General features: G+C 68.5%; 23 protein-coding genes. 10 read left to right on the top strand and 13 right to left on the bottom strand.

The window, feature by feature from the left end:
- Positions 1-21 precede the first annotated feature (21 nt).
- The 3 genes from ACF8NF_RS00190 to ACF8NF_RS00180 all read right to left on the bottom strand — a co-directional run bounded on the left by ACF8NF_RS00190 (position 22) and on the right by ACF8NF_RS00180 (position 5427).
- Positions 22-2400 carry a type VI secretion system Vgr family protein gene (locus ACF8NF_RS00190; RefSeq protein ID WP_392449871.1) on the bottom strand — a complete coding sequence of 793 codons (2379 nt, stop codon included), beginning with the start codon at positions 2398-2400 and terminating at the stop codon, positions 22-24.
- A 270-nt stretch (positions 2401-2670) separates the two neighbouring features.
- On the bottom strand, positions 2671-3813 hold the full coding sequence (locus ACF8NF_RS00185; protein ID WP_373791986.1) for an acyl-CoA dehydrogenase family protein: 1143 nt from the start codon (positions 3811-3813) through the stop codon (positions 2671-2673).
- 48 nt (positions 3814-3861) lie between these two features.
- The gene (locus ACF8NF_RS00180) at positions 3862-5427 is read right to left on the bottom strand and encodes an AMP-binding protein (protein ID WP_392449870.1); all 1566 of its coding nucleotides are present in this window, start codon (positions 5425-5427) and stop codon (positions 3862-3864) included.
- 161 nt (positions 5428-5588) lie between these two features.
- Between ACF8NF_RS00180 and ACF8NF_RS00175 the strand changes: the two genes are divergently transcribed.
- The 4 genes from ACF8NF_RS00175 to ACF8NF_RS00160 are packed head-to-tail and all read left to right on the top strand — an operon-like array spanning position 5589 to position 9736.
- Positions 5589-6776 (top strand): thiolase family protein, encoded by a 1188-nt coding sequence (locus ACF8NF_RS00175; protein ID WP_047327981.1) that lies wholly within the window; start codon positions 5589-5591, stop codon positions 6774-6776.
- 22 nt (positions 6777-6798) lie between these two features.
- On the top strand, positions 6799-7578 hold the full coding sequence (locus ACF8NF_RS00170; RefSeq protein WP_016450520.1) for an SDR family NAD(P)-dependent oxidoreductase: 780 nt from the start codon (positions 6799-6801) through the stop codon (positions 7576-7578).
- A 40-nt stretch (positions 7579-7618) separates the two neighbouring features.
- Positions 7619-8581, top strand: coding sequence for a tripartite tricarboxylate transporter substrate binding protein (locus ACF8NF_RS00165; protein WP_012202625.1), 963 nt, complete (start codon positions 7619-7621; stop codon positions 8579-8581).
- 21 nt (positions 8582-8602) lie between these two features.
- Positions 8603-9736 carry a CaiB/BaiF CoA transferase family protein gene (locus ACF8NF_RS00160; RefSeq protein ID WP_392449868.1) on the top strand — a complete coding sequence of 378 codons (1134 nt, stop codon included), beginning with the start codon at positions 8603-8605 and terminating at the stop codon, positions 9734-9736.
- A 1-nt stretch (position 9737) separates the two neighbouring features.
- Here ACF8NF_RS00160 and ACF8NF_RS00155 read toward each other — a convergent pair whose 3' ends face one another.
- A complete protein-coding gene (locus ACF8NF_RS00155) occupies positions 9738-10520 on the bottom strand; it encodes an IclR family transcriptional regulator (RefSeq protein WP_016450517.1) in 783 nt (260 codons plus the stop codon).
- A gap of 140 nt (positions 10521-10660) precedes the next feature.
- On the opposite strand from ACF8NF_RS00155, the gene ACF8NF_RS00150 reads away from it, so the two are divergent.
- Complete coding sequence (locus ACF8NF_RS00150) at positions 10661-11524, top strand: hypothetical protein (protein ID WP_312841392.1); 864 nt, start codon at positions 10661-10663, stop codon at positions 11522-11524.
- A gap of 30 nt (positions 11525-11554) precedes the next feature.
- On the opposite strand, the gene ACF8NF_RS00145 is transcribed toward ACF8NF_RS00150, so the two are convergent.
- Positions 11555-12400 carry an IclR family transcriptional regulator gene (locus ACF8NF_RS00145; RefSeq protein ID WP_016450515.1) on the bottom strand — a complete coding sequence of 282 codons (846 nt, stop codon included), beginning with the start codon at positions 12398-12400 and terminating at the stop codon, positions 11555-11557.
- A gap of 160 nt (positions 12401-12560) precedes the next feature.
- On the opposite strand from ACF8NF_RS00145, the gene ACF8NF_RS00140 reads away from it, so the two are divergent.
- From ACF8NF_RS00140 to ACF8NF_RS00130, 3 genes are all read left to right on the top strand, one after another.
- Positions 12561-13541 (top strand): tripartite tricarboxylate transporter substrate binding protein, encoded by a 981-nt coding sequence (locus ACF8NF_RS00140; protein ID WP_133073147.1) that lies wholly within the window; start codon positions 12561-12563, stop codon positions 13539-13541.
- Positions 13542-13575: 34 nt separating this feature from the next.
- Positions 13576-15972: a cytochrome P450/oxidoreductase gene (locus ACF8NF_RS00135; protein ID WP_392449867.1), complete on the top strand. Its 2397-nt coding sequence runs from the start codon at positions 13576-13578 to the stop codon at positions 15970-15972.
- Between the two features lie 414 nt (positions 15973-16386).
- The gene (locus tag ACF8NF_RS00130; protein WP_046987243.1) at positions 16387-16938 is read left to right on the top strand and encodes an N-acetyltransferase; all 552 of its coding nucleotides are present in this window, start codon (positions 16387-16389) and stop codon (positions 16936-16938) included.
- A 13-nt stretch (positions 16939-16951) separates the two neighbouring features.
- Here the strand turns inward: ACF8NF_RS00130 and sugE are convergent, their stop codons facing one another.
- The 3 genes from sugE to ACF8NF_RS00115 all read right to left on the bottom strand — a co-directional run bounded on the left by sugE (position 16952) and on the right by ACF8NF_RS00115 (position 19225).
- On the bottom strand, positions 16952-17269 hold the full coding sequence (gene sugE / locus ACF8NF_RS00125) for a quaternary ammonium compound efflux SMR transporter SugE (protein WP_013804742.1): 318 nt from the start codon (positions 17267-17269) through the stop codon (positions 16952-16954).
- A 190-nt stretch (positions 17270-17459) separates the two neighbouring features.
- Positions 17460-17948 (bottom strand): putative toxin-antitoxin system toxin component, PIN family, encoded by a 489-nt coding sequence (locus ACF8NF_RS00120; protein ID WP_016454612.1) that lies wholly within the window; start codon positions 17946-17948, stop codon positions 17460-17462.
- Positions 17945-19225, bottom strand: a complete 1281-nt coding sequence (locus tag ACF8NF_RS00115) for a class I SAM-dependent RNA methyltransferase (protein ID WP_017406989.1) — start codon at positions 19223-19225, stop codon at positions 17945-17947. Before ACF8NF_RS00115 ends, ACF8NF_RS00120 begins: the two co-directional genes overlap by 4 nt.
- A gap of 115 nt (positions 19226-19340) precedes the next feature.
- Between ACF8NF_RS00115 and ACF8NF_RS00110 the strand changes: the two genes are divergently transcribed.
- Both ACF8NF_RS00110 and rocF read left to right on the top strand, forming a co-directional pair.
- Positions 19341-20414, top strand: a complete 1074-nt coding sequence (locus ACF8NF_RS00110; protein ID WP_244387674.1) for an ornithine cyclodeaminase — start codon at positions 19341-19343, stop codon at positions 20412-20414.
- Between the two features lie 17 nt (positions 20415-20431).
- On the top strand, positions 20432-21397 hold the full coding sequence (gene rocF, locus ACF8NF_RS00105; protein WP_016454609.1) for an arginase: 966 nt from the start codon (positions 20432-20434) through the stop codon (positions 21395-21397).
- A gap of 6 nt (positions 21398-21403) precedes the next feature.
- Here rocF and rtcA read toward each other — a convergent pair whose 3' ends face one another.
- The 5 genes from rtcA to ACF8NF_RS00080 all read right to left on the bottom strand — a co-directional run bounded on the left by rtcA (position 21404) and on the right by ACF8NF_RS00080 (position 26665).
- On the bottom strand, positions 21404-22447 hold the full coding sequence (gene rtcA / locus ACF8NF_RS00100; protein ID WP_016454608.1) for an RNA 3'-terminal phosphate cyclase: 1044 nt from the start codon (positions 22445-22447) through the stop codon (positions 21404-21406).
- A 13-nt stretch (positions 22448-22460) separates the two neighbouring features.
- A complete protein-coding gene (locus tag ACF8NF_RS00095) occupies positions 22461-23282 on the bottom strand; it encodes a nucleotidyltransferase domain-containing protein (protein WP_016454607.1) in 822 nt (273 codons plus the stop codon).
- Between the two features lie 53 nt (positions 23283-23335).
- Positions 23336-24574 carry an RtcB family protein gene (locus ACF8NF_RS00090; RefSeq protein ID WP_310037306.1) on the bottom strand — a complete coding sequence of 413 codons (1239 nt, stop codon included), beginning with the start codon at positions 24572-24574 and terminating at the stop codon, positions 23336-23338.
- A 32-nt stretch (positions 24575-24606) separates the two neighbouring features.
- A complete protein-coding gene (locus ACF8NF_RS00085) occupies positions 24607-25452 on the bottom strand; it encodes a hypothetical protein (RefSeq protein ID WP_047219510.1) in 846 nt (281 codons plus the stop codon).
- 73 nt (positions 25453-25525) lie between these two features.
- Complete coding sequence (locus ACF8NF_RS00080) at positions 25526-26665, bottom strand: slipin family protein (RefSeq protein ID WP_013804750.1); 1140 nt, start codon at positions 26663-26665, stop codon at positions 25526-25528.
- Positions 26666-26763: the final 98 nt, after the last annotated feature.

Raw genomic sequence — 26763 nt, 5'->3', positions numbered from 1 at the left:
TCCCATGCGAGTGTCCCGGGTTCAGCAGTTGATCTTCACCAGCGGCGACTTGATCTCGACCATGGCCGGAGAGATCTCGATGGAGCTCGCCCCCGATTGCAGCCGGATGCTTCGGGTGCCGGTGACGATGACCTGTTGCCCATCGACCGTCAGCGTGGTGCCCGCCGCCAGGGCCAGCTGTCCGCCCGCATCGACCAGGCTGTTGGCGCCCACCCGCAGCGCGTGGTCGTTGCCGACGTTGACCGCCTGGTCCTGCCCTACCTCGGTGCTGTCGTTGTTCTGGATGGTGCTGCTGCGGTTGTTGCCCACGATGAGGCCTTCATCGCTTCCAACCTGCGCGCTGCGGTTGCGCCCCACGGTCCGGCTCCAGTCCATCCCCACGCTGTCGCTTCGCAGGACACCCACGTTGCTCATCAGCACCGCGCCTACGTTGAGGTTGTAGGCACACCCCACGGTGACCATCTTGAACAGGCCCGTGCCCTGGGTGTAGCCGATGCCCACGGTTTCGGATTTCATGCGCCCCGTGGCCAGGGTCCAGTTGCGGCCGATGCTGTCGCGTCCATTGGCATCCACGGTTTTCGTGCGGTTCTTGCAGATGCGGATGCTTTCATCCAGGTCCACCGTGCGCGTGCGGTTCTGGTGGACGGTGAGGGTCTCGTCCAGGTCCACCACCTCCGTGCGCCAGCCGTGGACATCGATCTTCTCGTTGCGGTCCACGGTCTCCGTGCGGTCCCGGTGGATGACATTGGTCTCGTCCCGGTCTACCGTCTTGCGCCGGTCGTTGCCCACCCATTTGTCTTCGTCGTTCTCGACTTCGGTGAGCTGGTCCTTTTGCGCGTGCAGCCACAGCTGTTCGGCGCCCGCCTTGTCCTCGAAGCGGATGGCGTTGGCGTCGCCCTGGCCGTTCTTCATGCCTGACCCCGGGTTGCCATCCTTGCTCGATCGGGTCTTGATGCCCGATTGCGTGGCATTGGCCGGCAGCGCCCAGGGCGGCATGTTGGCCGCGTTGTAGACGCAGCCCGTGACCAGCGGATAGTCGGGGTCGCCATTGAGGAAGTCCACCACCACCTCATGCCCTATGCGGGGGATCGAGATGGCGCCAAAGCCCGGGCCTGCCCAGTTGGTGGCCACGCGGATCCAGCAGCTGGAGTTCTGGTCCTTCTTGCCCAGCCGGTCCCAGTGGAACTGCACCTTGATGCGGCCGTATTCGTCGGTCCAGATTTCTTCTCCGGCCGGACCCACGACGACGGCAGTCTGCGGGCCCGTGGTGCGCGGCTTGGGCGTGGTGCGCGGCGGCGTGAAAGCCAGGCTGGTGGGCTGGGCCTGCAGCTCGTAGCGCTGGAAGGAGCCTTCTTCCTTGGCGCCGTCCCGGGTACTCGGTGCGGATGGGACGCCACGTACGCTGGAGATCGCGCTGACGCGAGGGTTTTCTTTCAGGTGGTAGCTCAGGCCCGTGATCAGGTACTGCCGGTTCTGGTCACCACGCGGGTAGTTGTAGAGGCTGAAGGTGTAGCCCGTGGCCAGCGCCCGATGGCAGGACTGGCCCCGCACCCGGCTGTGGCCCGTGAGGCCTTGCTTCAGGCGCACGCGGATGTAGGCATCTCCGTCGCCGTACTCCGTGTAGCCGCCCGGCCATTCGTAGGTTTCATGGCCGTCGTGCGCATGGCCCGGTGGATCGCGGCGCATGTGGGACAGTTCGGCCCGGGGCTTTTTGAAGTCGTAGTCGTCGATGTAATGGCGGCCCGGCTTGATTTCCTGCTCCAGCTGCCAGGCGTGGATGTTTTCCTGGTCGCCTGCGGCGGCTTTTTCCGGGGGATAGAAGGGAATGGATTCGCCGCCGGGCAATGCGCCGTGCGAGGCAATGATGTCGTCGCACAGCACCAGGGTGTGTTCTCCCATGGCATGCGCGAAGTGGTAGTAGATGCCTTCGTGCTCCATCAATCGCGAGACGAAGTCGCAATCGCTTTCGTTGTATTGCACGCAGTAATCCCAACTGCGATAGGCGCGGGTGAGTTTCCTTTGCATTGGATGGCCATAGACGCCCAATACCTGCTCGACGATGTCGGGCACGTTGAGGTTCTGGAAGATGCGAAAGTCGCTCTTGCGCGTGGCCAGCCACAGCCAGGGGCTCAGCCGCGCCTTGTAGGCGTAGTGGCGGTGGTCCTGGCCCTGCATGCCGAAGCGGGTGACGATGCCGTCGATGAAGCGCCTGCCGCCGCCCTGGGTTTCTATTTCGATGGTGGCGTTTTTGCCCAATAGGGCCTTGGGATCGATGCTTTCGCTTTCGCTGAGCATTTCCACATCGAGGCTGAAGAGCTGGCTGATGTTTTCCTGGCCGCGCAATTCACGGAAATGCAGTTCATCGCCCAATGGCGTGTGGATGGTGACTCGGCGTGTCATTGGTGCTCTCGCCCTGTGGGGGCGCCCTCCCGATCTTTCGATACGGAAAGATCATGGAAGAATGAGCCGCTCTATGGAAATTCCAATTTCTGCCAAAAAATAGGATTGCCAAAAGGAAAATTGCCGCTTCTCCCACTCGGATCGGGCTTGGGAAAAGCCTAGGACAAGCGGCCGGAGCAAGGGCCTTCATGATGTGCAGCCGCTACACATCGCCCCGCTTGGCCGTCCCCCGGATCAGGGCGCCGCACGCCCGCGCAGCCGCTCAGGGGTTCAAAGAGTCCTTGCGATGATCTCCTTCATGATCTCGTCGCTGCCCCCGTAGATCCGCCCTATGCGCGCATCGGTCCAGGCGCGGCCGATCTGGTATTCGGTCATGTAGCCGTAGCCGCCGTGCAGTTGCAGGAATTCGTCGAGCAGGCGGTTTTGCAGCGCCGTGGCATTGAGCTTGACCATGGCGGCCCGGTCGGGCGCGAGCGCGCGGCGCAGGTGCAGGGCGATGCAGTCGTCCACGAAGACGCGCAGCATGGTGGCCTGGGCCTTGGCCTCGGCCAGCTTGAAGCGCGTGTTCTGGAAGTCGAACACCGGCTGGCCGAAGGCCTTGCGCTCGCGCGTGTAGGCAATGGTCTTGTGCAAAAAGGCCTCGATGGAGGCGGCGGCGCGCACGGCCACCACCAGGCGCTCCTGGGCCAGTTCGTGCATGAGGTACCTGAAGCCCGCGTTCTCCTCGCCCAGCAGGTGGTCGGCCGGCACGCGCACGTTGTCGAAGAACAGCTCCGAGGTGTCCTGCGCCATGAGGCCGATCTTCTCGAGCTTGCGGCCCTTGGAGAAGCCGGGCATGCCGTCCTCGACCACGATCAGGGACACGCCCTTGGCACCCATCTCGGGCGCGGTCTTGGCGACGACGATGACCAGCTCCGAATTGATGCCGTTGGTGATGAAGGTCTTCTGGCCGTTGAGCACGTAGTGGTCGCCCTCGCGCCGCGCCGTGGTGCGCACGGACTTGAGGTCGCTGCCCGCGCCGGGCTCGGTCATGGCGATGGCGCCGATCAGCTCGCCCGCGGCCATGCGCGGCAGCCAGCGGTCCTTCTGCACCTTGCTGCCATAGGCATGGATGTAGGGCGCGACGATGTCCGAATGCAGCGGAAAGCCCAACCCGCTGGCGCCCGTGCGCGCGATCTCCTCCAGCAGCACGGCCGCATGGCCGAAGTCGCCGCCGCCGCCATAGGGCTCGGGCAGCATGGGGTTGAGCAGGCCTTCGCGCCCGGCCTTGCGCCAGACCTCCTTGGGCACGATGCCCTGGCGCTCCCATTCGGCATGGTGGGGGACGATCTCGCGCTCGAAGAAGCGGCGGGCCTGCTCGCGGAACTGTTCATGGTCTTCGCGGTAGACGGAGCGCTCGGTCAGGTCTTGCATGGGTCGGTATCCGGTGGTTGTCGGTGAGGAAAGACGGGGAAGGGCCGTTCAGGCGCTGCGCAGGCTGAAGCCCGCGTGGGGCTGCTCGCGCAGCCTGTCCTTGAGCACGCGGCGCAGCAGCTTGCCCGTGGGCAGGCGCGGCAGCTCGTCCACGAACTGCAGGCGCTGCGGGCGCTTGAGGCGCGACAGCGTGGCGCCGGCCTCGGCGACGATGGCGCGTGCCATCTCGGCGCTGGCCGCATGGCCCTGGCGCAGCACGACCACGGCCATGGGCTGCTCGCCGAAGTCGGGCTCGGGCACGCCGACCACGGCCACCTCCTGCACGGCCGGGTGCGTGGCCAGCGCGTTCTCTATCTCCTGCGGATAGAGGTTGACGCCGCCCGACAGGATGAGGTCGGCCCGCCGGTCGCTGAGAAAGAGGTAGCCCTCCTCGTCCACATGGCCCAGGTCGCCGTAGGTGGCCCAGCCACGCTCGTCGATGGCCTCGCGGGTCTTGGCGGGGTCGTTGAGGTAGGCGAAGGGCGCCACGTCCGAGAAGAACACGCGGCCGATCTGGCCCGCAGGCAGCTCCTGCCCGTCGTCGCCCACGATGCGCAGCCGACCGTAGCTGGCGCGGCCCACGGAGCCTGGGCGCCGGCGCCATTCGGCGGAGTTGATCAGGGTGATGCCGCAGCCTTCGGAGCCTGCGTAGTACTCCAGCAGGATGTCGCCCCACCAGTCCAGCAGCGCCTGCTTGACGGCCACCGGGCAGGGCGCGGCCGCATGGATGGCGCAGCGGTGGCTGGACAGGTCATAGCCGTGCCGCACCTCCTCGGGCAGCTGCAGCAGGCGGCCCAGCATGGTCGGCACCCATTGGCTGTGGGTGATGCGGTAGCGCTCGATCATCGCCAGCGCCTGCTGTGCGTCGAAGCGCGCCGTGATCACCACCGCGCCGCCGCCGTCCAGCGTGCGCAGGCAGTAGCGCAGCGGCGCTGCGTGGTACAGCGGCGCGGGCGAGAGGTAGACCGTGTCGGCATCAAAGCCCATGTTGCGCTGCCAGGCCAGGAATTCGGGGTCGGCCTGCGTGCGGTAGAGCGCCGCCGGCAGCGCCTTCTTGATCCCCTTGGGCCGGCCCGTGGTGCCCGAGGAGTACAGCAGGTCGCGCCCCAGCGGACGGCTGGACAGGTCGATGGGCGCGGGCGCCTGCGCACGCCAGGCGGCCAGGGCATCGGCCAGCGGCGGCAGGCCCGTGGATACGCAGTCTCCGTCCACCGAATGCACGGAGGCGGCCAGTTCGGCCGGCAGCTGCGCCGCCGTGGCGGCCGAGGCAAAGACATGGCGCGCCCCGCTGTCGCCCAGGATGTAGGCCACCTCGGGCGCCGTCAGGTGGGTGCTGATGACCACCGCGTACAGGCCCGCCAGGCGAGCGGCCAGCACCAGCTCCAGGATCTCCACGCGGTTTTCCATCAGCACGGCCACCGTGTCGCCGGCCGCCAGGCCCTGCCCCGCCATCCACTGCGCCACTTCGCGCGAGCGCTGCGCCAGCGCGCCCGCCGTGTGTTGCTGGCCGCTGTCGCCCATGGTCAGCGCAACGCGGTCGGGCCGGGCATCGGCCCAGCTGTGAAAGTCATGCACGCCTGTCTCCTTTGCTTTTTTGAATCCGTCGTCTCGAATTCACCGGGTTTCAGCAAGTATTTTTGTTTGCGCGCGGTTTTTCATCCGGGAAAACGCTTTGTTCAATGCAAATTTCGAGACTTATCATTCATTTCGTGAACCTCCAGTCTCATTAAATCAGCATGAACACTCCCGTCATCGTCGATGCCATCCGCAGTCCCATGGCCCGGGCCAAGCCCGATGGCGCCCTGGCCCAACTCCACCCCGTCGATCTGCTCAGCCAGGTGCTGGAGCAGCTCGTGCAGCGCAACCGCATCGACCCCGGCGCGGTGGACGATGTGATCACCGGCTGCGTGAGCCAGGCCGGAGAGCAGGCCGGCACGCCGGGCCGCCTGGCCTGGCTGGCCGCAGGCCTGCCGGCCCATGTGCCGTCCACCACCATCGACCGCAAGTGCGGCTCCAGCCAGCAGGCCGTGCACTTTGCCGTGCAGGCCATCATGTCGGGCACGCAGGACATGGTGATCGCCTGCGGCGTGGAGTCCATGAGCCGCGTGCCCATGGGCAGCTCGCGCATGGGGCAGAACACCACGGGCGCGCGCTTCGATGCGCGCTTTGCGCCGGGGCTGGTGGGCCAGGGCGTGTCGGCCGACCTCGTGGCCGCGCGCTGGGGCCTGAGCCGCGAGGAACTGGATGCCTATGCCGCGCGATCGCACCAGCGCGCCCATGCGGCCCAGTCGGCCGGGCACTTCGAGCGCGAGATCGTAGGCATCACCACGCCTGCCGGCCTCTTCACGGCAGACGAGACCATCCGCCCGGCCACCACGGCGCAGAAGCTGGGCGCGCTCAAGGCCGTGTTCCAGAACGACGAGCTGTCGGCGCGCTTTCCGCAGATCCGCTGGCACACCACGGCGGGCAATGCCTCGCAGATGACCGACGGCGCCAGCGCCATGCTGCTGATGAGCGAGAAGCGCGCCCAGCAGCTGGGCCTGCGCCCGCGAGCGCGCTTCGTGGCGCTGGACGTGGTGGGCGACGATCCGCTGTACATGCTCACGGCCCCCATTCCCGCCACGCGGCGCGTGCTGGCCAAGGCCGGCATGCGGCTGGAGCAGATGGACCACTGCGAGATCAACGAGGCCTTCGCCTCCGTGCCCCTGGCCTGGCTGAAAGAGCTGAGGGAACTGGGCGCCGACCCCGAGCGGCTGAACCCGCGCGGCGGCGCCATCGCCCTGGGCCATCCGCTGGGGGCCTCGGGCATCCGCCTGATGACCACCATGCTGCACGCGCTGGAGGACAGCGGCGCGCGCTACGGCCTGCAATCCATGTGCGAGGCCGGCGGCATGGCCAACGCCACCATCATCGAACGCCTGTGAGCCAGGCACGGGAGACACATCCATGCAACTGCAAGAGAACATGACGGCCCTGGTGACGGGCGGCGTATCAGGCCTGGGCGAGGCATCGGCCCTGGCGCTGCTGGAACGCGGCCTGAACGTGGTGGTGGTGGACCTGAACGAGGACCGCGGCGCGGCCATGGTGGACGCCGCCCGCCAGCGCCACGGCAGTCGCCTGCGCTTCGTGAAGGCCGACGTGGCCGACGCCGACCAGATGGCCGCCGCCATTGCGGCCGCCGAGGACTTCGGCGAGTTCCGCGCCCTGGTGCACTGCGCGGGCGTGGGCGGGCCGCTGCGGCTGGTGGAGAAGGACGGCAGCCCCGGCTCGCTGGACAAGTACACGGGCATCGTCCGCGTGAACCTGATCGGCACCTTCAACACGCTGCGCCTGGCCGCCGCCAGCATGGCGCGCAACGAGCCCGTGCAAGGCGAGCGCGGCGCCTGCGTGCTCACGGCCTCGGTGGCGGGCTACGAGGGGCAGATCGGCCAGATTCCCTATGCGTCGGCCAAGGCCGGCATCATCGGCATGACCATCGTCGCCGCGCGCGACCTGGCCACGCGCATGATCCGCGTGTGCACCATTGCGCCGGGCCTGTTCGACACGCCCATCCTGGCCAAGCTGCCCGACAACATCCGCCAGTCGCTGGCCGCCTCCGTGCCCAACCCCGCACGCCTGGGCCACCCGTCCGAGTACGCGCTGACCGCGCTGCACATTCTTGAAAATCCCATGCTCAATGGCGAGACGATTCGCCTGGACGGTGCCATTCGGATGAGTCCTCGCTGAGAAGCGCCCTGGCCCAGCACACGCGCGGAGAAGAAACACCATGTTCAAACGCCTCACGCTGGCCGCTGCCGCCTGGCTGTGCGCCACGGCCGCCATTGCAGCCGACGCCTGGCCCACGCGGCCCATCACCCTGGTCGTGCCGGGCGCGGCCGGGGGCTCCACCGACATTCCCGCGCGGCTGCTGGCGCTCAAGCTGGGCGAGCGGCTGGGCCAGCCCGTCATCGTGGACAACAGGCCGGGCGCGGGCGGCTCCATCGGTGCCAGCCAGGTGGCACGCGCGCAGCCGGACGGCTATACGGTGCTGGTGGGCAACACGGGCTCCAACGCCATCAACTACACGGCCTACAAGAAGCTGCCCTACAGGCCCGAGGACTTCGTGGCGCTGACGGACATGATCTCGTTTTCCAACGTGCTGGTCGTGCCCCAGGCATCGCCGGTGCGCTCGCTGGACGATCTGCTCAAGGCCGCGCGGCAGGCGCCGGGCAAGCTGTCGTTCTCCTCGGCCGGCGTGGGCCAGACCACGCACCTCATGGGCGAGCTGCTGCGCGAGCGCACGGGCGTGGACGTGGTGCATGTGCCCTACCGCGGCTCGGCACCGGCGACGGCGGCCATCGTCTCGGGAGAGACGCAGTTCATGTTCGACAACCTCACGGCCTCGCTGGTGCATATCAAGGCGGGCAAGCTGCATCCCATCGCCGTGACGGGCGCGCAGCGCGAGCCCGAGCTGCCCAACGTGCCCACCACCACCGAGCTGGGCCTGCAGGACTTCGACAAGGTGGGTTGGATGGGCTTTTTCCTGCCCGCGCAGACGCCGCCCGCCGTGGTGCGCAAGCTCACCGACGGCCTTGTCGCCGTGCTCCGGGACCCCGAGGTGGCGCGCCGCTACCGCGAGCTCGGCGGCCGCCCTGGCGGCATGCCGCAGGCGCAGTTCACCCAGCTGGTGGACAACGACCGCAAGAGCTGGGGCGCGCTGATCACCAGCCGCCAGCTGCAACTCGACTGAACCGATTTCGACGGAGACGCCATGAAGGTGCTGGACAGCGTGCGCGTGCTGGAGATTGGCGGCATCGGCCCGGGGCCGTTCTGCGCCATGCATCTGGCGGACCTGGGGGCCGATGTGGTGTCCATCGTGCGGCCCGAGGCGGAACCCACCGCCACCTCATCCGCCTCAGCCGCCTCCGCGCTGTCGCGCGGCAAGCGCTCGGTGTTCGCCGATCTCAAGTCGCCCGAAGGGCGTGACCTGGTGCTGGCCCTGGTGCGCGATGCCGATGCGCTGATCGAAGGCATGCGGCCCGGCGCCATGGAGCGCCTGGGCCTGGGGCCCGAGGCCTGCCAGGCCCTCAACCCGCGCCTGGTCTATGGCCGCATGACGGGCTGGGGCCAGGACGGCCCGCTCGCCCAGGCAGCCGGCCACGACAACAACTATGCCGCCGTCTCGGGCGCGCTGTGGGGATGCTCGCCGGCCGGCGCGCGGCCGGTCTCGCCCTTTGCCACGCTGGGCGACATCAGCGGCGGCGCCATGTACCTGATGACGGGGCTGCTGGCCGGCATCGTGCAGGCACGCGCCACGGGGCGCGGCACCGTGGTGGACGCGGCCATCGTCGATGGTGCGGCGCACATGCTCAACCTCATGCTGCACGCGCGCCAGCGCGGTCTGGTGGCCGACGAGCGCGGCCACAGCATCCACGACAGTGCGCCGTTCTACGAAACCTATGCCTGTGCCGATGGCGGCTTCATCACCGTGGGCGCCATCGAGCCGCAGTTCCACGCCCTGCTGCTGGACAGGCTGGGCCTGGCCGGTGCCGCAGCGTTCCAGGGCCCCCAGTGGGACCGCGCCGCCTGGCCCGCGCGGCGCGCGCAGCTGCAGACGCTGTTCGCCTCCCGGCCCCGCGCGCACTGGCAGCAATTGCTGGAGGGCAGCGATGCCTGCTTCGGCGCCGTGCTCAGCCCTGTGGAAGCCGCCAGCCACCCGCACCTGCAGGCGCGTGGCGTCTATCTGCAGCCCGAAGGCGGCGCCCTCCAGGCCAGCCCCGCGCCACGCTTTGACGGCCAGGCCTATGCCCCGGGTCCTGCGAGCGCCGCAGGCTCCGACACCGCCAGCGTGCGGGAGAAGGTGAGCGCAGGGCGCGCGCAGGAAGTCTGGCGCAGCGCCCGCTGATTCACGAGAGGCTGGAGGCGCCCAGCATGCCTTCGACCAGGCGCACCAGCGTGATCAGGCGCGGCCCGGCATCGCTTTCCAGCGCGCGGCTTTGCGGGCTGTAGATGGGCAGGGAGACCGAGAACACCCAGTACTCGCCGTCCTGGGCCGTGGACATGGGCACGGCAATGGACTGGATCTCGCGGTGCAGGTCGCCGTGGCTGCGGCAAAAGCCGTGCTCGGCCAGGTCGCGCCGCGCATCGTCGAGCCGCTCGCGCAGTTGTTGGGCGCGTGCGGGATCGTCGGCCTGCAGTTCCGCGATGAAGGCCTCGCGCTCGGCCTCGGGCAGGCTCAGCAGGTAGGCGCGGCCCGTGGCGGTGCGCGACAGCGAGATGTGCACGCCGATCTCGGGCAGGAAGACCTTGTTGGTCAGGCCGTTGGCCAGCTCCACCAGGCACAGCTGGCGGCCGTGGCCCACGGCCAGCTGGATCTGGCCCTCCAGGTGATTGGCCAGCTCCTGCATGTGCGGCCGCGCGAACTGGCGCATGTGCATGCGCGCCAGCACGGGCGAGGACAGGTTCAGCAGCCCCACGCCCGGCACGTACTTGGACAGGCGCTCGGAGTAGCGCATCAGGTTCAGTTCGCACAGGGTGTCGATCAGGCGGAACAGCGTGGGCTTGGGCAGGCCCGTCATGTCCATCAGTTCACGGGCGCTGAGTTCCTGGTGCTTGTTGGAAAAGCACTGCAGTACGGAGATGCCGCGCACCAGGGCGGCCACCAGCTTGCCACTGTCTTCGGAATTCATGGATTGATGAGGGCTGAAAAGATGAAACGATTGTCTCAATTTTCAGGGTGCCGCCGCACAGATTTCCAGGGCCATGCGCAGTGCAAACCCGTAAACAGGCCTTGCCCCGCGCAACGGACATGACACGGCACAATCGGTCCATGCTTGGCGCCCTGCGCCTCCCACCAGAAAAGCCTGCCGTGTCCGAACCGTTTGCCGCCGTCCCGCCTTCCGAATCGCCAGACTACGACGCCTTCCTGCGCGCCCATGTGCTGAGCCAGCCTTTGAGCATCCAGCGCTATGACCGCGGCGACGAAACCATCTGGGTCAAGCGCGCGGGCGCCAGCAACCCGGCGTGGCGCTATCGCGCCCTGGCCCTGCTGGCCGCCGGCCTGCGCCTGCCCGTGCTGCGGCCCGTGCCCAACCCGGGCGGCCACGAAGCCATCCGCACCGAGGTGCGCCGCCTGCGCCAGCTCGCGCAGCGCGGCCTGCGCGTGCCTGCCGTGCTGGCCGAGTGCGAGGACGGCTTTGCCATGCGCCACCTGGGCAGCCCCGGCGTGGAGGCGCCCTCGCTGGGCAATGCCATGGAAGCCGCCCTGCCCCGGAGCGATGGCAGCACGCTGGCGCTGTGGCTGCAGGGCCTGCAGACCCTGCAGCAGGTGCATGGCAGCGGCGACTGCCTGAGCCAGGCCTTTGCGCGCAACATGGTCTGCTGTGCCGATGGCGTGATCGGCTTCATCGACTTCGAGGACGACCCTGCCGCCCACCTGCCCCTGGCGCTGTGCCGCGTGCGCGATGCCCTGTGCTACGCCCACTCCACGGCCTGGATACTGGAGCAGGCCGGCGCCATGCCGGCCGCGCGCACGGCCTGGCGGGACTTCGTGCAGTCCATGGAGCCCGAGACCCGCGCCCTGATGGCGCGCACCGTGAAACAGCTGGCCTGGGTGCGCCGCCTGCCTGAGAGCCGCCGCCTGGGCCGCGACATGCAGCGCGTGCGCATGGCCTACACGCTGGTGACGCCGTAGCGGCAGCGGGCTGCACGCCTCAACCGGGCCTCAGCCGGGCTTCAGCCGGGCCTCACCGGGCAGATGGCCCAGCGAGGCGCTGACGCGCGCCGCTTCAGCGCGCAGGGCCCGGGCCACAGCGCCCTGCGGGTCCGGGTCGAAGCCGCCGCTGGCGCCCAGCGCGCACAGCACGCCCACCACATGGCCCGTGTAATCGTGCAGCGGCGCCGCCACGGCGCTGATGCCCGGCAGGTTGACGTCGCGCACCGAGGCGCAGCCCGCAGCGCGGATCTCGCGGCGCAGCGTGCCCAGCGGGTCCGCGCCATCGAGCAGCGCGCGCCGCGCGGCCGGCGCCTCGGCCAGCTCCCGGGCCAGCAGCGCATCCACGCGGGCATCGTCGTCCATGAAGGCGAAGAAGGCGCGCCCCGTGGCCGACCACAGCAGCGACATTACCGAGCCCACGCGCACATTGACGGTGACCGGCAGGCCCGGCTCCTCGAAGCGCACGATGGTCGGCCCCAGGTTGCCCATCACGGCCACGAAGCTGGTGACCTGCAAGGCCTCGCGCAGGTGCAGCAGGGCCGGCTCGGCCAGGCGGATGGGGTCGGACTGCCGCATGGCGGCCAGGCCCACGCGCATGGCCTCGGCCGCCAGCGCGTACTGCGTGCCGCCACGGTCCTGCTCCACCAGCCCCTCGGCCATCAGGCTGGCCAGGTAGCGGTGGACCTTGGCCGGGCTTTCCTCCACCGCGCCCGCGATGGCCGTGAGGCTGGCGCGTCCGCCCAGCGTGGCCAGGGCCTTGAGCACGGCCAGGCAGGTCTCGGCGGCCTGCACGCGCTGGCGCCTTTCGCGCGGCGGCGCGGGCTCGTCAATCTCGGAGGCAACAGTGGAAGTCATGGCGGCAGGACGGGTCTGGAAAGGCCTGTTTTAAGGGCTGGCGGGGCATTGTGCCGCAGCTTGCGGGTAATCCCGGGCGGTATTTTTACGCAATGCGTAGAAAAATTACGCAAAACAAGATTCCATGGATTCCACCCAGGCCTCACCGGAGACAAGCCCCATGCACAAGCGCCTTTTCCTCACCTCACTGGCCGCAGGCCTGCTATCGGCCACCGCCCTGCCCGGCGCGCTGGCCCAGGACGGATTCCCCAGCAGGAACGTGCGCTGGATCGTTCCCTACGCGGCCGGCGGCGGCTCGGACTTCCTGGCCCGCACCATAGGCCAGGCCTGGGGCGGCCAGGTGCACCAGCCCATCGTGGTGGACAACCGCCCGGGCGGCAACACGGCCATAGGCGCCTCGGAAACCGCGCGCGCCGCCGCCGATGGCTACACCGTGCTGTCGGCCGACAACGGCACCCTGGTCTTCAATCCCGTGCTCTACAAGAGCCTCAGCTACAACCCCGCCAGGGACCTTGCGCCGGTCACGCTGATGGGCCGCTTCCCGATGATCCTGGTGGCCGGCCCCGGCATGGCAGCGGCCACGGCCAAAGACTTCCTGGCCCAGGCGCGCACCAGCAAGGACGGCGTGAACTACGCCTCGGCCGGCGCCGGCAGCCCGCACCACCTAGCCATGGAACTGCTCAGGGTGGAGGCCGGCCTGAAGCTGGTGCACGCACCCTACAAGGGCGCGGCACCGGCCCTGGGCGACGTGGCGGGCGGCCAGGTTCCCGTGATGATGGTGGACCTGGCCGCGGGCGCAGGCTTCATCAAGGGCGGCAAGGTCCGCCCGCTGGCCGTGGCCAACGCCACGCGCCTGCCCCAGTTGCCCGACGTGCCCACCTTCGCCGAGCTGGGCCTGCCCAAGGTGCAGGCCGCCGCCCTGGTGGGACTGGTGGCGCCCGCCAGGACCCCGGCCCCGGTCATCGCGGCCCTGCACCGGCAGGTCGTGGCCGCGATCAACGAGCCCGCCGTGCGCCAGAAGCTCGTGGATTTCGGCGTGGAGCCCGTGGGCAACACGCCCGAGCAGTTCGCCGCGCTGCTGGCCAGCGAAAGCACGCGCTGGCACCAGCTGATCCGCGACCAGAACATCACTTTGGATTGACCCTCCGCGCCTGCCTGCCTGCGAACAACCTGCCATGACTGCCTCCGCCGCCCCCGACACCGCCCCGTCCGCCTTTGCGTCCGCTTTTGCGTCCACCTCTGCGCCAGCCTCCGCGCGCTGCCCCTTCGACCACCGCCAGCCCAGCGGCCAGACCGGCCCCACGGGCTGCCCCGTCAGCGCGGGTGCCGCGGCCTTCGACCCGTTCAGCGACGGCTACCAGCAGGACCCGCCCGAATATGTGCGCTGGGCGCGCGAGCAGGAGCCGGTGTTCTACAGCCCGCAACTGGGCTACTGGGTGGTCACGCGCTTCGACGACATCAAGGCGGTGTTCCGCGACAACATCGCCTTCAGTCCCTCGATCGCGCTGGAGAAGATCACGCCCACGGGCGAGGAGGCCAATGCCGTGCTGGCCTCCTACGGCTTCGCGCTGAACCGCACCCTGGTCAACGAGGACGAGCCCGCGCACATGCCGCGCCGTCGCGCGCTGATGGACCCGTTCACGCCCGAGGAGCTGCGCCACCACGAGCCCATGGTGCGCAAGCTGGCGCGCGCCTATGTGGACCGCTTCATCGACGACGGTCGCGCCGACCTTGTGGACCAGATGCTGTGGGAGGTGCCGCTGACCGTGGCCCTGCACTTCCTCGGCGTGCCCGAGGAGGACATGGACAGGCTGCGCGAGTACTCCATCGCCCACACCGTCAACACCTGGGGCCGGCCCCGGCCCGAGCAGCAGGTGGCCGTGGCCCATGCGGTGGGCAACTTCTGGCAGTTGGCCGGCAAGGTGCTGGCCAAGATGCGCGAGAACCCCGATGCGCCGGGCTGGATGCAATACGGCATACGCAAGCAAAAGGAGCTTCCCGAGGTCGTCACCGACTCCTACCTGCACTCCATGATGATGGCCGGCATCGTGGCCGCGCACGAGACCACGGCCAATGCCACGGCCAACGCCGTCAAGCTGCTGCTGCAGCATCCCGGCGCCTGGAAGCAGATCTGCGAGAACCCCGCGCTGATCCCCAATGCCGTGGAGGAATGCCTGCGCCACAACGGCTCGGTGGCCGCCTGGCGGCGCCTGGCCACGCGCGACGTGGTGATCGGCGGCGTGGCCGTGCCGGCGGGCTCGAAGCTGCTCATCGTGACCTCGTCGGCCAACCACGACGAGCGGCATTTCGCCGATGCCGACTTCTTCGACATCCACCGCGACAACGCCGGCGACCACCTGACCTTCGGCTATGGCTCGCACCAGTGCATGGGCAAGAACCTGGCGCGCATGGAGATGCAGATCTTCCTGGAGGAGTTCACGCGCCGCCTTCCCCACATGCGGCTGGCCGAGCAGCGGTTCACCTACGTGCCCAACACCTCGTTCCGGGGTCCCGAGCACCTGTGGGTGGAGTGGGACCCGGCCCTGAACCCCGAGCGCGCCCGTCCCGCCCTGCTGCAGGCGCGCCAGCCCGTGCGCATCGGCGAAGCCCTGCAGGGCGGCGCCAGCCGGCCCATGGTCGTGGCCGAGGCCGAGGCTGCCGCCGAAGGCGTGCTGCGCCTGCGCCTGAAGGCCGCCGATGGTCACGCCCTGCCGCGCTGGACGCCGGGCTCGCACATCGACCTGCAATGCGGCGACACAGGCCTGTCGCGCCAGTATTCGCTGTGCGGCGACCCGCAGGACACCGGCAGCTACGAGATTGCCGTGCTGCGCGAGACCAACGGCCGTGGCGGCTCGGCCTGGGTGCATGCGCATCTGCACCGCGGCGCCACCGTACAGGTGCGGGGCCCGCGCAACCATTTCCCGCTGGACGAAGGCGCCAGCCACCTGATCCTGGTGGCCGGCGGCATCGGCATCACGCCCATCTCGGCCATGGCACGGCGCGCCAGGGCGCTGGGCCTGTCCTATGAAATCCACTACAGCGGCCGGCGCCGCGCGGGCATGGCGCTGCTGGCGCCGCTGCAGGCCGAGCATGGCGCCCGGCTGCACCTGTACGTGGCGGAGGAAGGCCGGCGCGCCGACTACGCCGCCCTGCTGGCCACGCCGCGCGCCGGAGCCCGCATCCATGCCTGCGGACCGGCGCGCCTGCTGCACGGCCTGGAGGCCGCCAGCCGCCACTGGCCCGAGGACAGCCTGCGCGTGGAGCACTTCGTCTCCACCGTGGGGGCGCTGGACCCTGCCAGGGAGCAGGGCTTCGAGGTGGAACTGCGCGCCTCGGGTCTTGTGCTGCAGGTGCGCAACGACCAGACGCTGCTGGACGCCCTGCGCAGCGCGAAGATCGAAGTGCAAAGCGACTGCCGGGAAGGGCTGTGCGGGTCCTGCGAAGTGCCCGTGCTCGACGGCGAGGTGGACCACCGAGACATGGTGCTCACGCGCGGCGAGCGCGCGGCCTGCACCAAGATGATGAGCTGCTGCTCGCGCGCCAGGAGCGGCAGGCTGGTGCTGGGCCTGTAGCCAGGGCTCCGCTGCCCTGTGCCCGCAAGCCCGGCGCCCAGAAACACAAAAGCCCCAAGGCCATCATCGGCAATGGGGCGATCGCATCGGTGGGCGCGCTTCGGGGCGCACCTGCCTCCAACCGGATTACTGGTTGGCGATTTCGAGCTCGGCGTTGCGGGCTTGCTGGATGAAATCGATCAGGGAATAGATTGCTTGGCGCATGGTGAACTTCCTTACTGAGACGCTCAACAATCACTGGCGGCATGCATCTCAAGTGCCGCGAATGCCGGGAAAACCCTCTAAGCGTTTACCCTAGGTCTAAGTATAAACCACTAGATCCGCCCGTGCAAAGGCACAGTTGTAAGCGCACGTCAAGATTCCGCAGAGGTGCCCAACTGCGTCCCAATGTCAGGCATGGGATGATTCAGGCTTATGACCGCACCTTCCGTTTCCCTCGCACCCTGGCACATAGAGCCGCTGAACCCGGCCGAGGCGCCGTGGCCGCTGCTGCTGTCGGCGGATCCGTCGCGGGAGAAGGTGCGCGGCTATCTGGCGGGCTCCACCTGTTTTGCCGCGCGCGAGTCCTTCCAGCGCGAAGGCCAGCCGCCGCGTCCCGGCGGGCGCGGCGAGGTATTGGGCATGTGCGTGCTGGTGCCGCTGCGCGCCAGCGGCGACGAAGCCTCAGGCCCACCCGCCTGGGAGCTGATGAACATCGCGGTCGCGGAAGCGCTGCACCACCGGGGCCTGGGCACCGCCCTGCTGCGCCAGGCCATCGCCTGGGCGCGCTCGCAAGGTGCTCCCCGCATCGAGGTCGGCACCGGCAGCTTCGGCGACCAGCTGGTCTTCTACCAGCGCGCGGGGTTTCGCGTGACGGGAATCGTGCGTGACTTCTTTCTGAAGCACTACACCACCCAGCTGTGGGAGCGCGGCGTGCAGCACCGCGACATGCTGCGCCTGACGCTGGAGCTGGGCACGGGCCGCTGAACGGCCGCCCCGCTCAGTCCGAAGACATCTTCATCAGCACCAGGCCCGAGACGATGAGCACGGCCGCGCCGATGCGCATGGCGCTGACCTGCTCGCCCAGGACCGTGATGCCGACCAGGAAGGCGCCCACGGCGCCGATGCCGGTCCAGATCGTGTAGGCCGTGCCCAGCGGCAGGCTGCGCATGGCCACGGCCAGCAGGCCGAAGCTGGCGATCATGGTGACGATGGTGATGGCGCTGGGCACCAGCCGCGTGAAGCCGTGCGATTGCTTCATCGAAAACGCCCAGACCACTTCGAGCAGCCCCGCCACCAACAGATAGACCCATGCCATGGAAAACTCCTTGTGAAGCCGGGTCGTCCCGGCGCATGCATGTCCCGATGTGGGGGAGGCCGTCCTCCTGGCAGAAGGGCTTGTGCCTCCTGCATGGCCGCCAGTTTAGGAGAAAGCCTTCAAGCCGGCCGCACCCAGCCTGTTGCCCCATTGCCGCCTGGGTGGTTGCTGCACAACAGCATCCAGGGCGTCAGGCGGCCAGTGCCTCTTCCTGTTCAGCCAGCAGGATGTTGCCCACGGTGGCGCCCAGGCCGGCCACGCGCTTGCGCAGCTTGAGCACGGCCTTGTCCTTGCTGATCAGCAGCGCCTGGTGCTGGCTGGCCAGGTCCAGGAAATGCTGGTCGTCGGGGTCGGTGCAGGCAAAGCGGATGCGCGGCGCATCGGCCACGTACTCGACCGCTCCGTCGAAGGCCGAGAGCACGCCTTCGGCCGTCTTGCCGTAGAAGGCCACGCGCGGCGCGATCTGGCTGTAGTGCAGCACGCGTTCGAGCTCGATGCGCTGGGCCTGGTCGGCGATCCAGCGCATCTGCCCCTGCTCCACCAGCTCGCGGATCGGCGGAACATGCGGATCGTCGAAGATCAGCATGTCAAGGACCACATTGGTATCGAGCACCACGGGCCGGGGCAGGGGACCTTCGTAGCCGTCGTTGCACTGCGGCCAGCGCAGCACGATCTTCATGGCGCGGCGCCCTCTGCCGGGCCTTCGGCGGCCTTTCTGGGCTTGACAGCGCCACGGACCATGTCGAAGCGGAACAGCCGGCACTCGATGGGGCCGTTCCACATGGGCGTGCGCCGCGCTTCCTTCAGGCGCATCTTGCCGGGCAGCTTGAGGTCGGGCGTGAGCATCCAGGCGCTCCAGCCGCTGTAGTTCTTCTTCCAGTGGGTGGCCAGCTGGCTGAAGAATTCCACGCCGTCCTCGGTCTGGGCCGTCTCGCGGCCCGCGCGCTCGACCACGGCCATGCGCTCGCCGGCGCTGCGGCCGGCCGAGCCGGCTGCGGCAATGCGCTCGCCATAGGGCGGATTCAGCAGCATCAGGCCGGGCTGCTCGCAGGGCGGCATGCGCTGCAGCGCGTCGCCGCCGCGCAGCTGCACGGTCTGGCCCACGCCCGCGCGCTCGGCGTTGCGCTGGGCGAAGTCCACCATGCGGTGGGACACGTCGGAGCCATAGATGCCCACGGGGCTGTCGGGCAGGATGGCGGCCTCTGCCTCGTCCAGCATGGCTTCCCACACATGCCTCTGGAAGGGCACGAGCTTTTCGAACGCGAAGCGCCGCAGGATGCCTGCCGGAATGCGCCGGGCGATCTGCGCGGCCTCGATCAGCACCGTGCCGCTGCCGCAGCAGGGGTCGTACAGCGGCTGGGGATCGTCGCCGTGCGGGTCCCAGCCCGTGGCGGCGATCATGGCCGCGGCCAGGGTTTCCTTGAGCGGCGCATCACCCTTGTCCTCGCGCCAACCGCGCTTGAACAGCGCCTCGCCCGAGGTGTCGATGTAGATGGTGGCCTCGTCGGTCGTCAGGTGCAGGTGCACGCGCACGTCGGGGTGGCGCGTTTCCACGTCGGGGCGCACGCCCTTCCTGTCGCGGAAGCGGTCGGCAATGGCGTCCTTGACGCGCAGCGCCGCAAAGTTGAGGCTGGTCAGCGGGCTGTGCTGGGCCGTGACTTCGATCTTGAAGCTCTCGCGCGGGGAGAACCAGATCTCCCAGGCCACTTCGCTGGCGGCGCGGTACAGGTCGTTTTCGTTGCGGTACAGGGTCTGCGACAGCTGCACCAGCACGCGCTGGGCCAGACGGCTGTGCAGGTTCAGCAGCATGGCGTCGCGCCACAGGCCGCGCACCATCACGCCGCCACGGCCGACCAGGAGGTCGTGGCCGCTCAGGCCGGTGATCGCGTGGACCTCGTCGGCCAGAAATCCCTCGACGCCGGCGGCGCAGGGCAAAAACAGATGCAGTTGGTTCATAGCTTGGGTGCCGAGCATACGCGCACCGCGATTCCCCGCGCAGGCGCCAGCCGAAACCCGCTTGCCTGCGCTTCGGCCCGGGCCTACAGTGGAAGCAACCGCGAGGGAGAGCACCATGAAGACTCGAACCACGCCCGTCCACACGGATTTCCTCGGCGCCACGCAGGCCGCACGCCTGGTGGCGCAGGTCGGCGTCGCCGCCTGCCTGGCCGGCCTGGCCGATGCCATCGAGCAAGACTTCGCGCGCTGGCCCGATTTCGAGAAATCGGCCCGCCTCGCCCACCATTCGCCCGGCGGCGTGATCGAGCTCATGCCCGTGTCCGATGCGCTGGACTACGCCTTCAAGTACGTCAATGGCCATCCAGACAACGCCGACCGGGACCTGCCCACGGTGATGGCATTCGGCGCCCTGGCCGACGTGGCCACGGGCCTGCCGGTCTTCCTGTCCGACCTGACGCTGGCCACGGCGCTGCGCACCGCCGCCACCTCGGCGCTGGCCGCGCGCCGGCTGGCGCGGCCGGGCTGCCGCAGCATGGCGCTGATCGGCGCAGGATCGCAGTCCGAATTCCAAGCCCTGGCCTTCACCCACCTGCTGGGCGTGGAGCGGCTGCGCATCTTCGACATCGACGTCCAGGCCATGCGCAAGCTGGTGGACAACCTGGGCCATGCAGGCATTGCCGCCCAGCGCATCACCTGCTGCACCAGCAGCGCCCAGGCGCTGGAAGGCGCCGACATCGTCACCACGGTCACGGCCGCCAAGCGCCGCGCCTGCGTGATCGCCGATGCCGATGTGCGCCCCGGCACCCACATCAATGCCGTCGGCGGCGATTGCCCCGGCAAGACCGAACTGCCCGTGGAGTTGCTGCGGCGCGCGCGCATCTTCGTGGAGTTCACGCCCCAGACGCGCGTGGAAGGCGAGATACAGCAGCTGCCCGCCGACGCGCCCGTGACCGAGCTGTGGCAGGTCATCAATGGCCTGGCGCCGGGACGCGGGCACGACACCGAGATCACGCTGTTCGACTCCGTGGGCTTTGCGCTGGAAGACTATTCGGCCCTGCGCTGGTTGCGCGCGCTGGCCCACGACACCGGGCTGATGCAGTCGATCGACCTGGTGCCTTCGCTGGCCGACCCCCGCGACCTGTACCGGCTGGTGCGCGAGGCCGGGCAGGCAGAACGCGGCTTTGGCTGACACGGGGACTGCATACCATGGGTCCCATGAGCATGAACACCCATACGTCCCCGCAGACCGCACGCGCCCTGAGACTCATAGGCGTGCCCACCGACATCGGCGCCAGCCGCCTGGGCAGCGCCATGGGCCCCGACGCGCTGCGCGTGGCCGGCCTGGCCCCGGCGCTGCGCCAGCTGGGCTGCCAGGTGAGCGACATCGGCAACCTGGCCGGTCCGCCCAATCCCCAGACACCGCCCGAGCAGGGGCTGCGCCACCTCGCACCGGCCCGTGCCTGGATGCAGGCCGTGCACCAGGCCGTGGGCCAGGCACTGGACGATGGCGAGCTGCCGCTGATGCTGGGCGGCGACCACAGCCTGGCCATGGGCTCGATCAGTGCCGTGGCCGCCCACTGCCGCCGCCTGGGCCGCGCGCTGCGCGTGATCTGGCTGGACGCCCACGCCGACTGCAACACGCCCGATATCTCGCCCAGCGGCAACCTGCACGGCATGCCCGTGGCCAGCCTGTGCGGCCTGGGGCCCGAGCCGCTGACCGCGCTGTCCCAGGGCGGCGATCCGGCGCTGGATGCCGCCTCGCTGTGCCAGATCGGCCTGCGCAGCGTGGATGACCAGGAAAAGCGCCTGCTGCATTCGCTGGACATCGAGGTGTACGACATGCGCGCCATCGACGAGTTGGGCATGCGCGAGGTCATGCGCCGCGCGCTCGACGGCCTCGCCGGCAGCGACACCCACCTGCACCTGAGCTTCGACGTGGACTACCTCGATCCCGACATCGCGCCCGGCACGGGCACGCCCGTGCGCGGCGGCCCCAGCTACCGCGAGGCCCAGCTGTGCATGGAGATGCTGGCCGATACCGGACGCCTGGGCTCGATGGACCTGGTGGAACTGAACCCGGCGCTGGACCTGCGCAACCAGACGGCCGAGCTGGTGGTGGACCTGCTGGAGAGCCTGTTCGGCAAGAGCACGCTGGTGCGGGCCGATCGCTGAGGCCGCTCAGGCTGGCGAGAGCGAAATACGCCAGCCGTCGCCCGTTGCGTCCGTAGCGAAGCGCACAGGCACAAAGCGCTCGATCACCTCGAAATTGCTGCGCGCATGCGGCGTCAGTTCCGTGCAGGTGTAGCTGGCACCGCGCCCGCTGCGCCAGACGGCCAGCGCCAGCGGCAGGGCCCATTGGTCGGCCAGGTACGGGCCCAGCGCGGCCCGGCTGCCCTGGTGGCGGCGCACCTCGCGTGCCAGGTCATGCGCCACCTTTTCGGCGCTGACGCCCTTCATGCCGAACTGCGTGAACACTTCGCTCAGGTGCTCATAGGCCAGCGTGGCCAGCAGCGCGTTGCCCGGCCCCTCGTTCTGGCGCACGGCAGCCACCTGCAGTTGCTCGCCAGACCAGTCCAGGGCCTGGCCCAGATGGTCCAGTTCGCGCTGGGCCACCGCGCGTGGCAGCGCGGGCGCAAAGCATTCGGCATGGCTGGCCACGGGGGCGCCGCGTTCGGTGATATCGAAAGGCACAAGCCCATTGGTTGCCGGCGTGATCGTCACGTCCATCTCGCCGCCACCGGCCGGATAAAAGCCCAGCCGGCGCAGCCGCAGTTCGCAGCGCGCGCCCAGCCTGTGCAGCAGCGGCGCATAGCTGCGCTCCAGGAAATGGAAGGGCGGCGCGGCCGGGTTGTGGGTGCCGCCGCCCAGGGTCAGGCGGCTTTCGCCATTGGCCAGCATCAGCGCGGGCCACAGCGTCTGCAGCAGCAGGGTGCAACTGCCCGCCGAGGCGATCACGAAGCGGTACTCGCCCGCACGCACCGGCCCCGGTGTGAATTGCAGCGTCTGCGAATTCATCTCGGCGCCCTGCATCTGCGCGCCGCAGATTTCGGCGGCGGCATTGACGCAGGCCAGGTGCTGGCGCATCAGGCCCGGCTTGGCGCGCCCGGCACGGATGCGCTGCATGGCAAAGGGCTGACCCGTGCACATGGACAGCGCCAGCGCGCTGCGCAGCATCTGGCCTCCGCCCTCCCCGGCGGAGCCGTCGATCTCGATCACTTTCATTTTTCTCTTTCATTCATTGCCGCCAATTGCCGCCAAAGCGCGCCACGGCATCCCGCAGATAGCGGTCCAGCGGCGCCGCATCGGCCTGGTCCCCCGGATCGGGCGCATGGGCCATGGCATGGGCCAGCTCGCGCTCCAGGAAATCATGGACCCGCACCCGGCGCGGCCCCTTGGCGGCCTCGCCCAGGCGCATCTTGAGCTCCAGCAGCTCGTTGAGCTCGGCCAGCAGGACTGCATCCTCCAGCGTGCCCGCCGCCAGCTGTGCAAAGCGCATGGGCGGCGCACCACGCCCCTCGCGTATCCAGCGCGCGGCCAGCAAGGGGCGCAGCACGTAGAAGTACTTCTTGTAGCGCACCACATCACCCTGCAGGTGGGCGCGCAGGTTCTTGCGCGCCATGGCCACGTAGTGGTGGTAGCCGCGCACCGGCGAAAAGCCCTGCTCGGCCAGCAGATGCAGGCGCTCGGCCCAGGGCTGCTCCTGCCGGTAGACCACGGGCGAGCGCAGCCATTCGAGCAGCGTGGGGTTGGAGGCGCGCAGCAGCCCCAGCGCCTTGCGCAGCTCCCAGCCGCTGACATCGAGCTCGCCGCTGAGCGGCTGCTCTATGACATCGCGGCCCGGCGCCACCGTCAGATACCAGGGCAGGCGGTGGACGTAGATGAAGCGCACGTCATAGTCGCTGTCGGGCGAGGCAAAGCCCCAGCCGCGGCTGCCCGACTCGCAGGCAAACAGCACCGTGACCTCGTGCCTGCGCTCCACCTCGGCCAGGTTGGCCAGCACCGTGGCGCGCATGGCGTCGGAGACCGGATGCGCGCTCAATACCTTCTCTTCCCTCATGCTCTCATCCTGCTTTCTGTTCCGGAGGATGAGAGCCCGGGGCCCTCATCCACTCACCCTTTCACGCACACCACTTGCTTCAGGGTGTGCACCACCTCCACAAGATCCTGCTGCGCGGCCATGACCGCATCGATGTCCTTGTAGGCCATGGGAATCTCGTCCACCACATTGGCATCCTTGCGGCATTCCACGCCCTCGGTGGCCTTGATGTGGTCCGCCACGCTGAACATCTTCTTGGCCTTGGTGCGGCTCATCACGCGGCCCGCACCGTGGCTGCAGCTCTCGAAGCTCTCCGGGTTGCCCAGGCCGCGCACGATATAGCTGCGCGCGCCCATGCTGCCCGGGATGATGCCCAGCTCGCCGCGCCGCGCGCTCACCGCGCCCTTGCGGGTGATGAACACGTCCTGGCCGAAATGGCGCTCCTGCTGCACGTAGTTGTGGTGGCAGTTCACCGCCTCCACATGCGACTCGAAGGGCTTGGCGATCACCTTGCGCACCGTGGCGATGAGGTTGACCATCATCACCTCGCGGTTGCGCATGGCGAACTTCTGCGCCCAGGACACGCCGCGCACATAGTCGCCAAAGTAGCGGGCCCCTTCCTCGAAATAGGCCAGGTCCTTGTCGGGCAGGTTGCGCTGATGCAGTTCTGCGTCCTTCTTGGCCAGCTCGATGAAATGGGTGCCGATGGCATTGCCCACGCCGCGCGAGCCCGAGTGCAGCATGAACCACACGAAGCCCGCCTCGTCCAGGCAGATCTCGATGAAGTGGTTGCCGCTGCCCAGCGTTCCCAGGTGCTTGCGGTTGTTGGTGTTGGCCAGGCGCGGATGCAGCTCGCACAGCAGGTCGAACTCATCGGCCAGCGTGGCCCAGACCTGGTCCACCGACACGGGCGGGTTCTCCCAGCTGCCTGGATCACGGCCCCGGTGGCGCGGCACCGAGCCATGCGGCACGGCCTGCTCTATCGCCGAGCGCAGCGGGCCCAGGTTGTCGGGCAGGTCCTCGGCGCGCAGCGTGGTCTTGGCAGCCATCATTCCGCAGCCGATGTCCACGCCCACGGCCGCCGGGATGATGGCCTTGATGGTCGGGATCACCGAGCCCACGGTGGCGCCTATGCCCAGGTGCACATCGGGCATGGCCGCGACATGCTTGAACACCACGGGCAGGCGCGCGGCGTTCTCCAGCTGCTTGCGCGCCTCGTCCTCGACGGGCACGCCCTTGGTCCACATCTTGATGGGAACGCCGCCCTCGACATCATGCTGTTGGTAGTTGTTCATGGTGCTGTTCTCTTTCATGTCTTTGTTCTTGGTTGAATCGTGTTTCCGCCTCAAGTGGCCATGGCGTCGAATACCGCGCCTATGCGCTCATCCAGCGGGTAGCACTGGTGGTCGCGCTTGCCTGAAGGCAGCCAGGTGCTGGCCGGGCCGCGCTCGGCCAGTTGCAGCAGCTTTTCTGCCCAATGCTTCTTGTTGCCTGTCTGCGAGAGCCACTGCTCCATCGTTGCACGGTAGCCATTGCGATCGGATGCGAAGGCATTGCTGATGCAGTGCCCACCCCAGATGAATTCGTAGAAGCATGCATCGACAAAATGCAGCGTGGCGCTCTCGCTGTCACAGGTCAGCCAGTGGTCCAGCAGGGGCTGGAGCGGCACACCGGCGTAGTCCCACATGAGCAAAAAGGAGAAGGCCTCTTCGCCCTGGAAAACGCTGGTGTCCGGCTCAGCCCACTGCTCCAGCCCCAAGGCAAAGAAGGCACGAGCAAAGGCTTGCAACGCCGCGCTTTCCTGCGATGAAAAGGAGCCGGGCTCGCAACGACCAAGGCGGTCCAGATACAACTCGGTGGAGTGGTGCAGCCTTGCGCCCTGCGCCAGCAGTTCCAACATTCTTGGCGCCAGGTACTTGATCTCATCCGCAGGCTGGACCACGCTTTTGGCAGCGTCGTTGTATTGGTAGAAATGGTGCTCGGTCAGGCTGCGCAGGGGCAGTCGACGCATCTCGCGCTCCAGGTCTGCATCCATGCAGCATGTGACGCAAGCGTCCAGCGCTACCGACGGCGACCTGTATCCAGCAAAGCTCTGGTAGAGCGCCTGTGATGCAGCAGCCAGGGCGTCTGTACGCTCCTGTATTTGCGCTGCAGGCGATTGCATCCTTTTCGATGTCATCTTCTTGTCCATGGTGTCTCTCCTTCAAGGGCAGGCATGAAGCAACCGGCACCGCCGGCGACTCCACGCCCGCCTCATCGCGTGATCAACGCATCTTCACCAGCCCGTTGAGCACCTGGTCCAGCCCGCCGAACACGGAGATCTTGTCGATGCGCTCGGCCACACGTTCCAGCGTCTCCAGCTCCTTCATGCGCAGGGCCACGGGGTTGTCCTCCATGACCTTGGCGGTGTTGAGCAGCGAGCGCGTGGCCGCCGTTTCCTCGCGGCGGCGGATCACGTTGGCCTGGGCCTGCTTTTCGGCCTGCACCACCTGGGTCAGGATGGCCTTCATCTCGCCGGGCAGCACGATGTCCTTCACGCCCACGCTCTCCACCACCATGCCGAAGGGCTGCAGCTTGGCCGCCATGTGCGCGGTCACCACGTCGTCGATCACCGTCTTGTTCTCCAGCAGCTCATCGAGCGTGCGGGTGCCCACGGCGGCGCGCAGCGCGAACTGCAGCTCCCGGTACAGGTGCTCGGCGGGCTTTTGCAGCTGGGCAAAGGCGCGCAGAACGTCGGTGTGGCGATAGGTGGCGCTCAGGTTCAGGCGCAGGCTCACCTTGTCGCGGGTCATGATGTCCTGGCCCGAGACCTCGACGGCCTGCAGGCGCAGGTCCACCAGCTCCACGGCAATGCTGCGGCCGAACTTCCAGAACGCATGGCTGCCGGCCTGCAGCAGGCGGTCCACCTTGCCGTCGATGGTCAGCAGCGCGCACTGGCCTGCGGGCACCTGCACCTGCAGCACGCCGTTGAGGCCGGACACGCTGCGCTGGCGCAGCTGCGTCTGGGTCAGGCGCGCCGCCAGGGCGGCGGGCAGCTCGGCGCCGGCCTGCAGGTCGACCACCTGCACGCTCACATCCACCAGTCCCTTCCAGTACAGGCGGCGCGTGCCGGGCGGCAGGATCTCGACCAGCACGCCGTTTTCGCTGCGCAGGCCCGCCTCGGTTTCGGACAGTTCCACGCGCAGGAATTCGGCGGCCACCACGGCGGGCTCCTGCGCCATCAGGTAGTCGGCCAGGCCGTGCGTGAAGGCGGGCTGCTCCAGGGCAAAGGTTTCCACGCGCAGCTGGTCGGTGCCGGCAAACAGCCAGTGCCGGCCGCTGTGCAGCACGCGCTCGAAATCGCCATTGCGCAGCAGCAGGGCGCGTTCGTTCTTCTTGATGGTGATGCGTTGGATCTTCAGCATTTCTTCTTCTCCTCGTTCGGCGTCTTCGCCGCAATCAATAGGGGTGCCGTTACAGCAGCGGCGGGGTTCCAGGGGGCACGGCCCGGGCCTTGCAGTGC

The organism is Delftia sp. WSY_22, from assembly GCF_043104185.1.
In the GTDB taxonomy this organism is placed as follows: Bacteria; Pseudomonadota; Gammaproteobacteria; order Burkholderiales; family Burkholderiaceae_C; genus Comamonas; species Comamonas tsuruhatensis.
Note: the sequence above shows the minus strand (reverse complement) of the source record. Positions and strands in the feature narration are given on the sequence as shown.

Excerpts from the sequence above, each read along its gene's own strand:
- ACF8NF_RS00190 (WP_392449871.1), bottom strand. The coding sequence starts at position 2,400 with ATGACACGCCGAGTCACCATCCACACGCCATTGGGCGATGAACTGCAT.
- ACF8NF_RS00185 (WP_373791986.1), bottom strand. The coding sequence starts at position 3,813 with ATGCAAGACCTGACCGAGCGCTCCGTCTACCGCGAAGACCATGAACAG.
- ACF8NF_RS00175 (WP_047327981.1), top strand. The coding sequence starts at position 5,589 with ATGAACACTCCCGTCATCGTCGATGCCATCCGCAGTCCCATGGCCCGG.
- ACF8NF_RS00170 (WP_016450520.1), top strand. The coding sequence starts at position 6,799 with ATGCAACTGCAAGAGAACATGACGGCCCTGGTGACGGGCGGCGTATCA.
- ACF8NF_RS00165 (WP_012202625.1), top strand. The coding sequence starts at position 7,619 with ATGTTCAAACGCCTCACGCTGGCCGCTGCCGCCTGGCTGTGCGCCACG.
- ACF8NF_RS00160 (WP_392449868.1), top strand. The coding sequence starts at position 8,603 with ATGAAGGTGCTGGACAGCGTGCGCGTGCTGGAGATTGGCGGCATCGGC.
- ACF8NF_RS00155 (WP_016450517.1), bottom strand. The coding sequence starts at position 10,520 with ATGAATTCCGAAGACAGTGGCAAGCTGGTGGCCGCCCTGGTGCGCGGC.
- ACF8NF_RS00150 (WP_312841392.1), top strand. The coding sequence starts at position 10,661 with ATGCTTGGCGCCCTGCGCCTCCCACCAGAAAAGCCTGCCGTGTCCGAA.
- ACF8NF_RS00145 (WP_016450515.1), bottom strand. The coding sequence starts at position 12,400 with ATGACTTCCACTGTTGCCTCCGAGATTGACGAGCCCGCGCCGCCGCGC.
- ACF8NF_RS00140 (WP_133073147.1), top strand. The coding sequence starts at position 12,561 with ATGCACAAGCGCCTTTTCCTCACCTCACTGGCCGCAGGCCTGCTATCG.
- ACF8NF_RS00135 (WP_392449867.1), top strand. The coding sequence starts at position 13,576 with ATGACTGCCTCCGCCGCCCCCGACACCGCCCCGTCCGCCTTTGCGTCC.
- ACF8NF_RS00130 (WP_046987243.1), top strand. The coding sequence starts at position 16,387 with ATGACCGCACCTTCCGTTTCCCTCGCACCCTGGCACATAGAGCCGCTG.
- sugE (WP_013804742.1), bottom strand. The coding sequence starts at position 17,269 with ATGGCATGGGTCTATCTGTTGGTGGCGGGGCTGCTCGAAGTGGTCTGG.
- ACF8NF_RS00120 (WP_016454612.1), bottom strand. The coding sequence starts at position 17,948 with ATGAAGATCGTGCTGCGCTGGCCGCAGTGCAACGACGGCTACGAAGGT.
- ACF8NF_RS00115 (WP_017406989.1), bottom strand. The coding sequence starts at position 19,225 with ATGAACCAACTGCATCTGTTTTTGCCCTGCGCCGCCGGCGTCGAGGGA.
- ACF8NF_RS00110 (WP_244387674.1), top strand. The coding sequence starts at position 19,341 with ATGAAGACTCGAACCACGCCCGTCCACACGGATTTCCTCGGCGCCACG.
- rocF (WP_016454609.1), top strand. The coding sequence starts at position 20,432 with ATGGGTCCCATGAGCATGAACACCCATACGTCCCCGCAGACCGCACGC.
- rtcA (WP_016454608.1), bottom strand. The coding sequence starts at position 22,447 with ATGAAAGTGATCGAGATCGACGGCTCCGCCGGGGAGGGCGGAGGCCAG.
- ACF8NF_RS00095 (WP_016454607.1), bottom strand. The coding sequence starts at position 23,282 with ATGAGGGAAGAGAAGGTATTGAGCGCGCATCCGGTCTCCGACGCCATG.
- ACF8NF_RS00090 (WP_310037306.1), bottom strand. The coding sequence starts at position 24,574 with ATGAAAGAGAACAGCACCATGAACAACTACCAACAGCATGATGTCGAG.
- ACF8NF_RS00085 (WP_047219510.1), bottom strand. The coding sequence starts at position 25,452 with ATGGACAAGAAGATGACATCGAAAAGGATGCAATCGCCTGCAGCGCAA.
- ACF8NF_RS00080 (WP_013804750.1), bottom strand. The coding sequence starts at position 26,665 with ATGCTGAAGATCCAACGCATCACCATCAAGAAGAACGAACGCGCCCTG.